Annotated in this window: 11 protein-coding genes; 1 reads left to right on the plus strand and 10 read right to left on the minus strand. The window is 64.5% G+C overall.

Features of this window, described 5'->3' with window-relative positions:
* Positions 1-44: 44 nt before the first annotated feature.
* From A9Z05_RS32920 to A9Z05_RS32965, 10 genes are all read right to left on the minus strand, one after another.
* Positions 45-2,594 (minus strand): S8 family peptidase, encoded by a 2,550-nt coding sequence (locus A9Z05_RS32920; RefSeq protein ID WP_069621705.1) that lies wholly within the window; start codon positions 2,592-2,594, stop codon positions 45-47.
* A gap of 61 nt (positions 2,595-2,655) precedes the next feature.
* Positions 2,656-3,663, minus strand: coding sequence for an AAA family ATPase (locus A9Z05_RS32925; RefSeq protein ID WP_069621706.1), 1,008 nt, complete (start codon positions 3,661-3,663; stop codon positions 2,656-2,658).
* 503 nt (positions 3,664-4,166) lie between these two features.
* On the minus strand, positions 4,167-5,075 hold the full coding sequence (locus A9Z05_RS32930; protein WP_069621707.1) for an SMP-30/gluconolactonase/LRE family protein: 909 nt from the start codon (positions 5,073-5,075) through the stop codon (positions 4,167-4,169).
* Between the two features lie 55 nt (positions 5,076-5,130).
* The gene (araH, locus tag A9Z05_RS32935) at positions 5,131-6,150 is read right to left on the minus strand and encodes an L-arabinose ABC transporter permease AraH (protein ID WP_069621708.1); all 1,020 of its coding nucleotides are present in this window, start codon (positions 6,148-6,150) and stop codon (positions 5,131-5,133) included.
* Between the two features lie 30 nt (positions 6,151-6,180).
* Complete coding sequence (araG, locus tag A9Z05_RS32940) at positions 6,181-7,728, minus strand: L-arabinose ABC transporter ATP-binding protein AraG (protein ID WP_069621709.1); 1,548 nt, start codon at positions 7,726-7,728, stop codon at positions 6,181-6,183.
* 21 nt (positions 7,729-7,749) lie between these two features.
* On the minus strand, positions 7,750-8,763 hold the full coding sequence (locus A9Z05_RS32945) for an arabinose ABC transporter substrate-binding protein (protein ID WP_069621710.1): 1,014 nt from the start codon (positions 8,761-8,763) through the stop codon (positions 7,750-7,752).
* A 90-nt stretch (positions 8,764-8,853) separates the two neighbouring features.
* Positions 8,854-9,783 carry a Gfo/Idh/MocA family protein gene (locus A9Z05_RS32950; RefSeq protein WP_069621711.1) on the minus strand — a complete coding sequence of 310 codons (930 nt, stop codon included), beginning with the start codon at positions 9,781-9,783 and terminating at the stop codon, positions 8,854-8,856.
* A 25-nt stretch (positions 9,784-9,808) separates the two neighbouring features.
* Entirely contained in the window at positions 9,809-10,738 is a 930-nt protein-coding gene (locus A9Z05_RS32955; RefSeq protein ID WP_069621712.1) for a dihydrodipicolinate synthase family protein, read from the minus strand.
* Between the two features lie 49 nt (positions 10,739-10,787).
* Positions 10,788-12,146, minus strand: a complete 1,359-nt coding sequence (locus tag A9Z05_RS32960; protein WP_069621713.1) for an MFS transporter — start codon at positions 12,144-12,146, stop codon at positions 10,788-10,790.
* Between the two features lie 180 nt (positions 12,147-12,326).
* Complete coding sequence (locus tag A9Z05_RS32965) at positions 12,327-14,078, minus strand: IlvD/Edd family dehydratase (RefSeq protein WP_069621714.1); 1,752 nt, start codon at positions 14,076-14,078, stop codon at positions 12,327-12,329.
* A gap of 114 nt (positions 14,079-14,192) precedes the next feature.
* Here A9Z05_RS32965 and A9Z05_RS32970 point away from each other — a divergent pair, with 114 nt between their 5' ends.
* A complete protein-coding gene (locus A9Z05_RS32970) occupies positions 14,193-15,143 on the plus strand; it encodes a LysR substrate-binding domain-containing protein (RefSeq protein WP_069621715.1) in 951 nt (316 codons plus the stop codon).
* Positions 15,144-15,149 lie beyond the last annotated feature (6 nt).

Raw genomic sequence — 15,149 nt, forward strand, 5'->3', positions numbered from 1 at the left:
TGTGCACTCACGCACGTGCTGCCACACATGAGCTGGAAGCGTGTTCAGCGAAGGTCGTCTACATCAATTTCAATCTCGACCCCTTGCTCGATAAGTGCGGCAATCGGCGTATAGATATCGGTATCGACCGTGTCTGCCACCCGAAGCGAGATGACGAGACCATATCTCGCCTTCTGTTTCCATTGCTTCAGTTGCTCCCAATCTTTCCACCACCCACCGACGGCAAAAACAGCGACATGCGATTTCGACGCGAGCTGTGCCGCGGTTCCTGTCCAGACATCCGAATGCAACGAGCCACGTGAGCGAAGTTGCAGGCCATACAACCATTGACCTGAATCTGGATCGGTGAATCCTGCCTCGCCCTCCATCCGCTCGACTTTGTTGATCCGCTTGCGGAACTCATCAGCGTCTTCAGTCGCGGCCTTCACCGCAAACCGCAGTGCGTGCGACTGATATCGGAACTTGCTTTGCCAGCCACGAGAGCTAGGGTTCGGTTCAACAAAATACGATAGCGTAACGCGCAGCTCAACTTGAGTTTCGCCAAGCGTACGCAACTCTTCTTCCGGCCACGGTAGCTCATGCAACTGCATGTCGCCGAGCGTGATCGACTTATCACCACGCACGTATGGACTGAATTCCCGCTGAATGACGAGCGTCGGGCGATGGATTGTTGAAAACTCAGATCGCTCAAGACTAACCATCCCGTAACCGAAAGTGCGGAGAAGTCGCTCCTTGTCTTCCTTTTTGGGAGCCACAGGTAAAGTTGCGCGCATGGCTGACGTGTATTCAGCACCGTGAACGACGAGGGCACGAATCGTTTCCGGCCAATACATTGGATAGCGGGCACGCAAATGGGCACATATTCTCGCCACCTCCGCCGCAGCGCCACTCGTATCACCCGAAGCGATGAACGGCTCGTCAATAGGAGTGTTGGACGTCGTCAGTACACGCAAGGATTCTGGTCCGACATCAACCATTCCGAGACCGTCGAGTGACCCATTACCCCCCTCGGCGACGACGTCAGGTTTGAATGGCCATGCAGAGCCAGCCCAAATCAGCGACGTTGTTGAGGATGGCGACAGCAGGCCAATTTTGGCAATTGCTGTATGTCCGTTGTGCTTCTCAACATCGATATCCACGAGGTCGGTACAGGCTCCGACGGTCAATGCATTCCACGCTTGTGCGGGATTTTGAACTGGACTTTGAGCGTTCGCATTCGGATACTGAGACCATTCTGGCCAGTCGACGTTACCTGCGGAGAGAACAAAGAGCCGCGGAACACGCGGGCTATCTTCAATTTTTTCTTTGGCCTTAAACATTGCCTTCAATGCTGGCACATCCAGTACCGCTCGACCGAAGGCTAATTGATCCAAAGTCGCAGACCATTCAGATGGATTGCCCTCTACATGGCCCACCGACGTCGTCATCATCGCGAACACGCGAACCCGGTGCGCATTCGAAACTTCGACACGGCTAACCGAATCAATCGTGACAGCCCCCCACAGCTTCGGTGAGTTCTCTCCGTCGGGAGGGAGAATCTTCACGGATTCAAGGCGATGCGGGAGTACCACGTGCTCTGTCGAATTGAGCGCTGCTGATAAATTTCCGTAGAGCGCAATACCAGCCATCTCACTGCCGTGACTATTGGCGTCGTGTTTCGGCCACTTTGGATGGTAGGTATGCATATCATGTGTGTGGAGTGCCTGCTCGAGCAATGGATGCCCGTTGTTCACGCCAGTATCCAGAATGCATACATGCGGAGCGTCTTCGCCACCGACGGTCGTACGGTCGACCAAATCGAGAATCCAGTCAGCTTGCTCACTAGGCGTGAGTTCGCTGATGAAGAATTCTGCATTCGGTTCAATAAACCGAATCTCCGCAATCAGGTCGAGGACCTCAACCGCCCTTTCAAACGCGAGACGATTGCCATACGCCGCAACCACAATACGTCCAAGAAACTGAACATATCCTGGCGAAACGCTAATTCCAACCTTGTCTGCCTCAACCTTGAAGTCCGAAGCAACGGCGTCTGGTTTCCCCGCAGTGTGTCTCAGCCAGACCTGAAACCAATGATTTTTGCCGTCTTCGGGCGGATCTGCCGCATCAGTCCAAAGCTCAGAAAATGCTGCGCGTCGAATGTTTTCGATCGCATTGACCAGAGATGCATTCTTTGGTTTGTCGCCCTTCTTATTGTTCTCTTCGATGTATTCTTTGATGCGCCTCACGAATGCGGAGAGCTTTCCATCCGGAACATGCAACACCACAATGTCATAGTCTTCATGTGGGATGACGGCCGAAAGCTGGATGCCATCGTTTGCCCATTCAACCGAGCTGTAGTCGAAGGAGTTGCGTGGCTTGAATTCAATGGCGATACGAATGCCTCGACGCAACGGTAACCCAAGCTGTTCGCGCAAGTCTTCCAGTTCTTCGATCTCGCCGCCGAGCTCCTCAATTTGCTTTAGCAGGCGCGCGCCATGCGCCCCTCGGTCTGCTCGCTGCGGAGCCGGCTCTCGAATGACGTTCAAAGGAGAGCGAAATTTAACCCCGGTCACATATCCGTCAGCGGACAGGTGACTTTTCAGTTCATCTGCCATTCTCTCTAGCTCTAGCTTTAGTTTTATTAGCTCAAGAGTCTACAGCAACTTTTACCGAACCCTACGCTCGAAAATCGCGGCCTTGCGCACGTTCTTCAAGATGGCGGGCCACGCTTTCATGGCTGACCACCCGATTGCCTTCCATGATGGCGTCTTTCAGCGCGTCGACGCACGCCTTAACGATATCAGCATGAGATTCGCCACAACCAATTTGCGCCAGACGCGGGAAGTCGACCTTAGATGTCGCGAACGTGCCAAGGTTATTCTTGAGCAGCGCCTCAATCTGTTGCTCGTCTGGCGCCTCGTACTGGATGACGTCGTCGAAACGGCGGAACAACGCCGTATCAAGATCCTTCCCATGATTGGTGGCCGCGATCAACAAACTATCGGACGTGTCTTGTTCGATGAGTTGTAGGAACATGTTGAGAGTACGGCGCATTTCAGCAACGTCGTGCTGTCTGCCCCGTTGCAGCCCCAACGAATCGAACTCGTCAAAGAAGTACACCCCGCGCGTCGACTTCAGCGCCTCAAACACAAGACGCAGCTTGGACGCGCTTTCGCCCATGAACTTCGTTATGAGGCTGTCGAACCGCGCCGTGAACAAAGGCAAACGAAGCTCACCCGCGAGAGCAGCCGCGGTCATGGTCTTACCCGTACCAGGCGGACCGACAAGAAGAAGCTTCCTTCGTGGGCTCAATCCGTGAAGGCGCAATTGTTCATGATGGCGCTGCTCACGCAGGACTCTGTCAAGTTTCCTCCGAACCGTTTCGGAAAGAACCATCTGCTGCAGGTGCTCATGCGGGTATTGCGCCGCCAGCAGTTCCGACAACTCGCCCTTCGGCTGGGCAAGAGGAATCGGACGCGCCGACATCTTGGCTCGCGACGTCGGTTGCTCGCCTGCCTTGCCGGCCTTCGCTGCGTCGACAAGGTCACGCAGTTCCGCAGCCAATTTGGTATGCCCACGATGAGCCTCGTCGGCGGCCATTTGCATTGCGACCGCGAAAAAATGTTCACGATTGTCACCAGCATAGGCACGGAGTAAAGCCTTAACTTGGTCGGAGCGAGCCATCAGAAACCTCTAAATATCTTGGTGCGAAGTATAGGACCTCACGCCTTTAGACTGATGCTACTATAGCAATTTAATGCAATTACAGCACCATTCAACATGCAACTTCCGCAAAGCCAGAGTGAGCTTATCCGTTGGGCACGCGGCGAAAGAACACAGGCCGAGTTTGCCGCCGCTCATGGAATCGACAAGTCATGTTTGTCGCGTTATGAAGCAGAGAAGCTCGGCGCTCCCACGAAACTTATCAACTATTGCTTGCGGGAGTTGGCGGCGGCAGCTTTGACCGAGTCCCAGACACGCGACGATTTGGGCGGAGCTCTCGAAAACGCAAAGCGAACCGTTGCTCTACTCGAGCGCTTGGCTACAATCCGCAGATAAGGGTCGACACTGTATATATATACAGCATTCGGAAAATTCAAGTCCGTCTGTAGCTGCCGCTCCGCGGCAGTTGAAGAGCCGCTACGCTACGCGCCGTCGCCAGTACCAGGCAACTTGCAGGGAAAAAGTTAACCGCGCGCCGCGCTCCTGCCCGCGAACCGCGCGGTCGGCAGCCCCGCGTAGCGCGTTTGCGCGACGAACACACCGCCCGCGTGCGTATCGCTCGCCAGCGCATCGTCGCTCAGCCCAACCCGCGCACTCGTCACATACAACCGGCCTTCACCGTCAATTGCGACGCAGCTCGGCTGCGCCGTCGGCACTTCAACGCGATCCGTCTCGACCCCGTCCGGCCCATAACGCACCACCCGCCGGCCGCCCCACTGCGCATTCCACACCCCGCCGTCACGATCGACGATCGAGCCGTCCGGATCGCCGTCCGCATCGGTCAGCCGCGCGAACGACCGCACATTGGCCACATCGCCGCCCGCGCGGTAATCGCACACGAAAATCTCGCGCACCAGCGAATCGCAGAAATACATCTTCGACCCATCCGGCGAGAACCCGATGCTGTTCGCGATCGCAGCCGCCGGCAACGCGAGCCGTTCGAGTGTGAGATCGGGATTGAGCCGATAGAACCCACCCACCGCGCGCGGCGGCTCTGCGCCTTCGTCCTTCATCCCGAACACGAACGCGCCGGCCCCGTCGCAGCGCCCGTCGTTCAACCGCGTCGGCAGATCGGGCTCGACGTCGACGATCCGCGTAAACGCACCGCTGCGCAGGTCAAAGAACGCGAGATGCGTCGCAAGCCCGACGAGCAGCACGTCCGGATCGTCAGTCAGCGCAAAACACGCGAGCCGCTCAGGCATCGCCCACTGCGCGAGGTCCGAACCGTCCGCGCGGCAGCGCCACAGCTGCGCGCCTTCGATGTCGACCCAGTACAGCGCGTGCGTCCTGTCGCACCACGTCGCGCCTTCGCCGAGCGTGTTTCGGCTGTCGGCCAGCAGCGTCGCCGCCGTGCCCGGATGAGTCTGTTGCATGCCGTCTCCGATATCTGATCTGTCGCGTTCGCGGGCGGCCGCGCAATCACCGAAATCAGATCTTCATCGCGCGCCGCTGGTTGCGACGATACTGGTCGAACAGCACCGCGAGCAACAGAATTCCGCCGCGTATCAGATATTGGTAAAAGGTCGGCACGTTCAGCAGGCTCATCGCGTCCTGCACGGAGCCCATGATCAGCACGCCGACCAGCACGCCGGAAATCGTCGCGACGCCGCCCGTCAGCGATACGCCGCCGAGCACGCACGCGGAGATCACGCCGAGCTCGAGGCCGACGGACGTCTTCGGGTCGCCGAGGCTCATCCGCGACGCGAGCATCACGCCGGCGAAGCCGGTCACGAGCCCTTGCAGCACGAACACGGCGATCTTGATGCGCATGACCGGCAGCCCCGCGAGCAGCGCGGCCTCGCCGTTGCCGCCGACGGCCAGCACGTTCTTGCCGAACACCGTCTTGCGCAGCAGGAAGCCGAACACGACGAAGCCGACGATGTTGCTCCAGATCGGAAACGAGATGCCGAGGAACGACCCGCCGCCGAGATCGAAGAAGCGTTCTTCCGAAATCATCACCGCGTCGCCGTTCGACGTGATGAACGCGAGCCCGCGCACGACTTCCATCATCGCGAGCGTGACGATCAGCGAGTTGATCCGGTAGCGCGCGATCAGCACGCCGTTCACGAGCCCCACCGCGCCGCCGGCGAGCACGCCTGCCGCGACACCGAGCACGATGCTGTGCGTCGCGGTGATCAGCGTCGACGCGACCACACCCGAGAACGCGACGATCGACGCGACCGACAGGTCGACTTCGCCGAGCGCCAGCACGAACATCATCGTCACCGAGATCGAACCGATCAGCGTGACCGACAGCAGCAGGCCCTGGATGTTGCGCGGCGTGAGAAAGTCCGGCACGGTCAGCGACAGCGTCGCGAACAGCACCAGAAACACCATCACGATGCCGGAGCGGTTGATCAGCTGCCATGCGCCGCCGCGCGCTCGCGCGGGCACGGCAGGGGTATCCGGGGTGGGGGAAGTACGTTGGGGTTGCATTGCCTGGCTCATAACGTTTGCTTTCCGGTTGACTGCGGGCCGCTAGCGCGGCAGCGCGAGCTTGATCAGCGCATCGGGCGTCGCCTGCGCCTTCGCGACCTCGCCCGCGATCCGTCCTTCCTTCATCACGACGATGCGGTCCGACACGCCGATCACCTCGGCCAGATCGCTCGACACGAGGATCACCGTGCGGCCCGCTTCCGCGAGTTCGTAGAACAGGTTGTAGATTTCCGCGCGCGCGCCGACGTCGATGCCGCGCGTCGGCTCGTCCATCAGGAACACGTCGATGCGCTCGGCCAGCCAGCGCGCGAGCACGACCTTCTGCTGGTTCCCGCCCGACAGCGCGCCGATCGGCGTTTCGCCGTCGCGGGTCTTGATCGCGAGACGCTCGATGTATTTCTGCGCGAGCTCGCGTTCGCGCCGCCCGTCGAGCAGCACGCGCGCCGGGCTGAAATGGCGGCGCGCGCTGATGTTCAGGTTGTCGGCCACCGACGCGATCGCGACGATGCCTTCCTGCTTGCGGTCTTCCGGGCACAGCGCGATGCCGGCGCGCACCGCGTCGCGCGGGCTGCCGAACGCCATCCGCTTGCCGTTCAGCTCGACGTGCCCGGCGCTCGGTCGCACCGCGCCGTACATCAGCTTCATCAGCTCCGAGCGGCCCGCGCCGACGAGCCCGAAGAAGCCGACGATCTCGCCGCGCCGCGCGGTGAACGACACGGGCTCGGCCAGCCCCGGCCCCGCCAGCCCCTTCGCTTCGATCAGCACGTCGCCGGCCGGGCGCGGCCGATAGCCGTACACGTCCTCGATCGAACGGCCGACCATGCAGCCGATCAGCCGGTCGCGGTCGAGATCGGCGACGGAATCGAACGTGTCGATGCGGCGGCCGTCGCGAAACACCGTCACGCGGTCGCACAGTTCGTACACTTCCTCCATCCGGTGCGTGACGTAGATGATCGCCCGGCCTTCCGCGCGCAGCGCGCGGATGATCCGGAACAGTTGCGTGGTTTCGCGCGCGGACAGCGAGCTCGTCGGCTCGTCGAACGCGATCACGCGCGCGTCGCGCATCAGCGCCTTGCCGATCTCGATCATCTGGCGCTGGCCGATCGACAGATACTTCACCGGGACGCCCGGATCGATGTGCTCGCCGAGCCGCTCCAGCGCATCGAGCGCGCGGGCCGCGAGCGCACGCTCGTCGACCACGCCGAGCCGGCTCGGCAATTGCCCGAGCATCAGGTTTTCCGCGACCGTCAGCTCGGGCACCAGATGCAGCTCCTGGTAGATGATCGCGATGCCGGCCTCGAGCGCCGCGCGCGTCGACGCGAAGCGCTGCACCGTGCCGTTCAGCGTCAGCGTGCCTGACTGCGGATGGTTCACGCCGGATAGCACCTTCAGCAGCGTCGATTTCCCCGCGCCGTTCTCGCCCATCAGGCCGTGCACCTCGCCCGCGCGCACCGACAGCGACACCGCGTCGAGCGCGCGCACGCCCGGAAACGTCACGGTGATGCCGTCGAGCGCGAGCAGCGGGCCGTCCGGCGGCGCACCCGCTTCGGCGTCGTGGCCGGGCACGGCCGTCATCGTCTGCATCGTCATCGCGTTCTCGCCTCGCCCCGCTCAGATACCGAGTTCGGCACGCACGGCCTGCCAGTTCGCGCGCGTCATCAGCTTGCCGCTCGTCTGCGTGTCGGCCGGCGGCGTCTTGCCGTTGCGGATCCAGTCGACGAGGTTCTGCGTGCTGTCCTTGCCGTGGTTCGTCGAGCTGACCGCGATCGTCCCGTAGAAGCCCGTCGGCTCCTTCTTCTGGAATTCGGCGAACGCCTCGCCCGCGCCGTTGATGCCGACGCCGATCACGTCGGCCGCCGGGATGTGCAGCTGCTCGGTCGCGCGCACCGCGCCGAGCACGGTTTCCTCGTTCAGCGCGTAGATCACCCATTTCTTCACGTTCGGATGGCGGGCGAGCACCGGTGCCGCCGCGCTGAACCCGCCTTCGTCGTCGGTCGTCTTCTGCGGCGCGTCGAAGATGTTCTCCTTGCGGAAGCCGTTCGCAAGCAGCGCCTGCGTCGCGCCGTCGGTGCGCAGCTTCGCGGTCGGCAGCTCGTAGTTCGTGATCCGCAGCGCGCCGACTTCCTCCGGTTTCCAGCCGCGCCGCTTCATCTCGTCGGCGATCGCCTGGCCGACCTGGTTGCCGATCTTCGTCGCCGACATCCCGAGGTGCGGCACGTTCGGCAGCGGCTTGCCGCTCGAATCGACGAGCTGGTCGTCGACGGTCACGAACTTCATGTTGTAGCGCTTCGCGCGCGACGCGATCGCCGGCCCGAGCCGCACGTCCGGCGCGCAGATCACGAAGCCTTGCGCACCTTGCGAGCCGAGGTTGTCGATCGCGGCCAGCACCTTCTCGCCGTCCGGCGTGCCGATCTTCACGACCGAGAAGTTCTCCTTCTGGCCGAGCGCGGACGCCGCATTCTGCTCGTTGATGAACCACGCCTGCTCCGGCATCTTCACGAGGAAGCCGATCTTCAGCGGCGCGTCGGCATGCGCGGCGCCCGTCATCCCGAGCGGCGCGATGCAGAGCGCGGCCAGCAGCGCGCGCAGGGTGTGTCGACGGATCGTGTGAGTCGTGCGGTTCATGGGTGTCTCCTTTGTATCGGCTGATGCCGTGATGCGTGTCGAAATATCAATCAATCGTCGCGTGCGCTTCATGCCGAAGCGCACGCAGGTTCAGCGGCCGAACGCGTCGGTCTGCACGCGCCGGCCGAACAGGAAGGCATCGGCGACGAGCCGCAGCGGCCGCACGTCGACGTCGCTTTCGCCACGCGCGATCAACGCGTGGAAATGCGCATACAGCGCCGGGTACTCGCGTTCCGGCCCGATCTCGATCGGCTCGCCCGCGATCGACAATTGCGCGCCGCCGCGGCTGATCGCGAGCACGCCGTCGGCCGTGTCGACCGCGATCTCCCATTGCTCGACCGGGCCGTGCCGCCAGTCGAATTCCGCGCGCACCGGCACACCGTCGGTATCCGCGCAATCGAGTTCGGCCGCGATCGGCATCTGGGCGTCGCTCGGTACGATCAGCGTCGCCTCGCGCAGCACGAGCTCGCGCGGCAGGATGCGCGTGACGATCGACAGCGCGTTGATGCCTGGATCGAACACGCCGAGGCCGCCCGGCTCCCAGATCCACTGCTGCCCCGGATGCCAGCGCCGCACGTCTTCCTTCCAGCGCACCTGCACCGCGCGGATCGTGCGCGTGGCGAGCCACGCGCGCGCCGGTTCCACCGCGCTTGCGCAGCGCGAATGCCAGGTCGCGAACAGCGTGAGTCCGCGCTCGCGCGCCAGCGCGTCCAGCGCGGCCACTTCGCCGAGCGTCGCGCCCGGCGGCTTCTCGAGCATCACGTGCTTGCCGGCTTCGAGCGCGGCGCGCGCCTGCGCGTAGCGCACCTGCGGCGGCGCGCACAGCGATACCGCGTCGAGTTCGGGCTCGGCGGCCAGCAGCGCGTTCAGATCCGGATAATTGCGCACACCGTCGACTTCCGCGTGACGGCTCGCACAGGCAGTCAGCGCGAAGCCCGGTTCGGCGGCGATCGCCGGCAAATGCTGGTCGCGTGCGATCTTGCCGATCCCGACCACGCCCAGCGAAACTGGATGATTCATCGTGCGTCTCTCCTTCGCGAATCGCTCAGCGCGCCCAGCGCAGCACGAGCGGATCGAGCCGGCGCGCGATCGCGAGCAATTCCGCGCGCGTGTCCGGGTGCAGTTCCGGCATCGGATGCCGCGGCCGCTCGCACGCGATCACGCCGCCGGCGCGCATCAGCGCCTTCGCGGTGAGGATCCCGGACTGGCGGTTCTCGTGATTGATCAGCGGCAGCCACGTCTGGTAATGCGCGAACGCATCGTCGTGGCGGCCTTCGCGCCATGCTTCGAGGATTGGCCGGATGCCGTCCGGGAAGCCGCCGCCCGTCATCGCGCCGGTCGCGCCCGCATGGAGGTCGGCGAGCAGCGTGATCGCCTCCTCGCCGTCCCACGGCCCCTCGATCGCGTCGCCGCCGAGCCGGACCAGCTCGCGCAGCTTGTTCGCCGCACCCGGCGTCTCGATCTTGAAGTACGCGACCTGCTCGATCTCGCGCGCCATCCGCGCGAGGAACGGCGCGGACAACGGCGTGCCGCTCGCCGGCGCGTCCTGGATCAGGATCGGGATGTCGATCGCATCCGACACGCGCGCGAAGAAATCGAAGATCTGCGCTTCCGGCACGCGGAACGTCGCGCCGTGATACGGCGGCATCGCCATCACCATCGCCGCGCCGAGCTGCTGCGCGCGCAGGCTGCGCGCCGCGCAGACCTGCGTGCTGTAGTGCGACGTCGTGACGATCACCGGCACGCGGCCCGCGACGTGTTCGAGGATCGTGCGGGTGAGCACGTCGCGTTCGTCGTCGGTGATCGCGAACTGCTCGGAGAAGTTCGCGAGGATGCACAGCCCGTCCGAGCCGGCGTCGATCATGAAATCGACCGCGCGCTTCTGGCTCGCGAGGTCGAGCTCGCCGGTGTCGGAAAACGTCGTCGGGACGACGGGGAAGATGCCGCGATAGCGCGGTGTGCTGCTCGATGTCATGGTGGGTCCTGCGTCAGTCGAATCGGCGTTCAGCCGGAAAACAAGGCGTTCAGGATTCGCGGGCGAATGCGCCCGCGGCCGGCTCGGGCGCGCGCAGCGCGGCCCGGACCACGAACGTCATCAGCACCGCGAACAGCAGCGTCGCCGCGAGAAAGTACAGGCCGGCCGCGAGGCTGCCGGTCGATGCCTTGATCAGGCCGATTCCGTACGGCCCGACGTAGCCGCCGAGATTCGCGAGCGAATTGATCGCGGCGATGCCGACCGCCGCGCTCGTGCCGGCCAAGAATTCGCCGGGCAGCGCCCACACGACGGCCTGGATCGAATACAGCGAGAACGCGGTGAGGCAGATGAACATGAATTGCAGCGCCGGCTGACGTACCCACGCGCTCGCGGCCATCGTCACGGCGGCAGCCGCCGACACGACGACGATGTGCCAGTAGCGCTCGCGCTTGCGATCCGAATGGCGCGGCACGACGAGCAGGCCGACCACCGCGAACAGGTAGGGCACGGCGGACAGCAGGCCGGTGATCGCATCGCCGGCGCCGAACGCATGGATGATCGTCGGCAGCCACAGCGACAGCCCGTAGATGCACAGCGGGAACGGCAGGAACAGCGCGGCGAGCAGCAGCACGCGGCGGTCGCGCAACGCGGCGAGCGGATTGCGGTGCGAATCGGGACGATAGGCGTCGCGGTCGGCGGCCAGCTGCCGCGCGATCCAGCGGCGTTCGTCGTCGTTCAGCCAGCGCGCATGCGCGGGCGATTCGGGCAACAGCCGCAGCGTCGGCCACGCGAGCAGCACGGCCGGCAAGCCGCTGACGACGAACAGCGTCTGCCAGTCCGACAGGCCGAACCACCCGTGCGTCGACAGCAGCCATCCGGCGAGCGGCCCGGTCACGATGCCGGCGAGCGGTTGCGCGAGCACGAGCAGACCGATCACACGGGCGCGGTCGCGCATCGGGAACCATTGCGTCAGGAAGTACAGGATGCCGGGATAGAGGCCGGCTTCCGCCGCGCCGAGCAGGAAGCGCAGCACGTAGAAGCTGGTCGGCCCCTGCACGAGCGCCATCGCCATCGTGATCACGCCCCACGTCGCGAGGATGCGCGCGAACCAGACCCGTGCGCCGAAGCGTCCGAGCGCGAGGTTGCTCGGCACCTCGCACAGGAAGTAGCCGATGAAGAACAGTCCCGCGCCGAGCCCGTACGCGGCGTCGCCAAGGCCGATCGCGGCGTTCATGTGGAGCTTCGCGAAGCCGACGACGGTACGGTCGACGTAGGCAACCACGTAGATCAGCGCGAGAAACGGCACCAGCTTGCGCGTGAGCAGGCGGGTCAGTTGCCGTTCGTCGACGGCTGTCGGCGAATCGGACTGTTCCGCCGCGGCCTGCGCGGGCGTGTACTGCGTCGTCATCTTGTCTCCTGTCGGCCCACGTTGGCGCTTTAGCGCTTACGTGGGCCCCATGCTTCGCGGTCGGTCTGCGTTAGCGCTTTAGCGCTTATGCAGACCCCATGCTTCGCGGTCGGCCCATGTCAGTGCTTTACCGCTGACGCTGGGCCGCGTATCTGCACAACGGGCTATACCGACCGCCGCTCAATGCGAATGGCTCGGCACGTCCGCGCCGCGCATGCCGACCAGAAAATCGAGGTCGCACCCCTCGTCGGCCTGCAGCACGTGATCGATATACAGCCGTGCATAGCCGCCCTTGCCGAGCTGGCCGGCCACGCCCGGCGCCGCGGTCGGATCGACGTCCGACAGGCGGCGCTGCAACTCTTCATCCGTAATGTCGAGATGCAGCGTGCCGGCCTCGCAGTCGAGCTCGATCCAGTCGCCGTTGCGCACGGCTGCGAGCGGCCCGCCGGCCGCGGCTTCCGGCGCGACGTGCAGCACGACCGTGCCGTATGCGGTGCCACTCATCCGCGCATCGGAAATCCGCACCATGTCCTTCACGCCCTGGCGCAGCAGCTTCGGCGGCAGCCCCATGTTGCCGACTTCAGCCATGCCCGGATAACCGCGCGGCCCGCAGTTCTTCAGCACCATCACCGAGCTCGCGTCGATGTCGAGCGCTTCGTCGTTGATCGTCGCCTTGTAGTGGTCGAGGTTCTCGAACACCACCGCGCGGCCGCGATGCTTCAGCAGTTCGGGGCTCGCCGCCGACGGTTTCAGCACCGCGCCGCGCGGCGCGAGATTGCCGCGCAGGATGCGGATCCCGCCGTCCGCGATCAGCGGCCGGTCGAGCGGACGGATCACTTCGTCGTCGTAGTTCGGCGCTTCGCGCACGTTGTCCCACAGCGACTTGCCGTTCACGGTCAGCGCGTCCGGGTGCGGCAGCAGCCCGCCTTCGCCGAGCCGGCGCAGCACGGCCGGCAGCCCGCCCGCGTAATAGAACTCCTCCATCAGGAAGCGCCCCGACGGCATCAGGTCGACGATCGTCGGCGTGTCGCGGCCGATGCGCATCCAGTCTTCCAGTTCGAGCGGCACGCCGATGCGGCCCGCGATCGCCTTCAGGTGGATCACCGCGTTCGTCGAGCCGCCGATCGCCGCGTTCGTGCGGATCGCGTTCTCGAACGCGGCGCGCGTCAGGATCTTCGACAGCACGAGCCCTTCGAGCGCCATCTCGACGATGCGGATGCCCGACATGTGCGCGAGCACGTAGCGGCGCGAATCGACGGCCGGAATCGCCGCGTTGTGCGGCAGCGCGACGCCGAGCGCCTCGGCCATGCACGCCATCGTCGACGCGGTGCCCATCGTGTTGCAGGTGCCGGCCGAGCGCGACATGCCGGCTTCGGCCGACAGGAAGTGATGCACGTCGATCTCGCCGGCCTTCAGCGCTTCGTGCAGCTGCCACACGGCCGTGCCCGAACCGATGTTCTTGCCTTCGAGCTTGCCGTTCAGCATCGGGCCGCCCGACACGACGATCGCCGGCACGTCGCAGCTCGCCGCGCCCATCAGCAGCGCGGGCGTCGTCTTGTCGCAGCCGGCGAGCAGCACGACCGCGTCGATCGGGTTGCCGCGGATCGCTTCCTCGACGTCCATCGACGCAAGATTGCGCGTGAGCATCGCGGACGGCCGCAGGTTCGATTCACCGTTCGAGAACACCGGGAACTCGACCGGGAAGCCGCCCGCTTCCGAGATCCCGCGCTTCACGTGCTCGGCGAGCTTGCGAAAGTGCGCGTTGCACGGCGTCAGTTCGGACCACGTGTTGCAGATGCCGATGATCGGCCGGCCGTCGAATTCGTGATCGGGAATGCCCTGGTTCTTCATCCAGCTCCGGTACATGAAGCCGTTCTTGTCGTTCGTGCCGAACCATTGAGCGGAGCGCAGCCTGGGTTTTGTTGCCGACATCGTCAGTCCTGTGGTGACGGGATACCGGCGCAGTCTAGGCAGAATTTTGATAACTGGCTAATGACGATTTAGGCGATTACGATATCGATTCAGATATCGATATAAACCCGTACGATGACCGAAGCCAGCCCGTGGGGAAACCGCGCCCGCCTGAAGACGCGCCAGTTGCTGCTGCTCGTCGCGCTCGCCGACGAAGGCAGCATTCATCGCGCGGCGGCCGCGCTGAACATGACGCAGCCGGCCGCGTCGAAGCTGCTGCGCGAGCTCGAGGAATCGATCGGCGCGGTGCTGTTCGAGCGGCTGCCGCGCGGGATGCGGCCGACGCTGTACGGCGACGCGCTGATCCGCCACGCGCGCGCGGCGCTCGGCAGCCTCGACCAGGCGCGCGAGGAGCTGGCCGCGCTGAAGGCCGGCCATCTCGGCCACGTGGCGGTGGGCGCGATCACGTCGCCGGGCCTGCGGCTCGTGCCGCCGGCCGTCGCCGCGGTGAAGGGCACGCATGCGGGCCTGCACGTATCGGTCGAGATCGACACCAGCAACGTGCTGCTCGAACACCTCGCGCAGGAAAAGATCGACATCGTGCTCGGCCGGTTGTCCGCCGAACACGACAAGCTGCGCCTGCGCTACGAGCCGTTGACCGGGGAATCGGTGGCCACCGTCGTGCGGCCCGGCCACCCGCTGCTCGCGCAGGCGCCACTGTCGCTCGCGGACGTGCAGCGCGCCGCGTGGGTCGTGCCGCCGGCCGGCAGCGTGCTGCGCCACCGCTTCGAGCTCGTGTTCCAGCGCGCAAGCCTCGCGCCGCCGGCGAACGTCGTCGAGACGGCAGCGCTGCTGTTCATCACGCAACTGATCGAGCAGAGCGACATGATCGCGGTGCTCGCCGAGGACGTCGCGCACTACTACGCGCGGCACGGCATCGTCACGGTGCTGCCGCTGGAGATGGACTGCCGGATGGACGATTTCGGGCTCATCACGCGCACCGACCGGCTGCATTCGCCGGCCGTCGCGGTGATGGTCGACGCGATTCGGGCCGCGGCGCGGGAGGTTTACGGCGTCGTGCCGTGACCGCGC

The organism is Burkholderia sp. A2, from assembly GCF_001729305.1.
Taxonomy (GTDB): Bacteria; Pseudomonadota; Gammaproteobacteria; order Burkholderiales; family Burkholderiaceae; genus Burkholderia; species Burkholderia sola.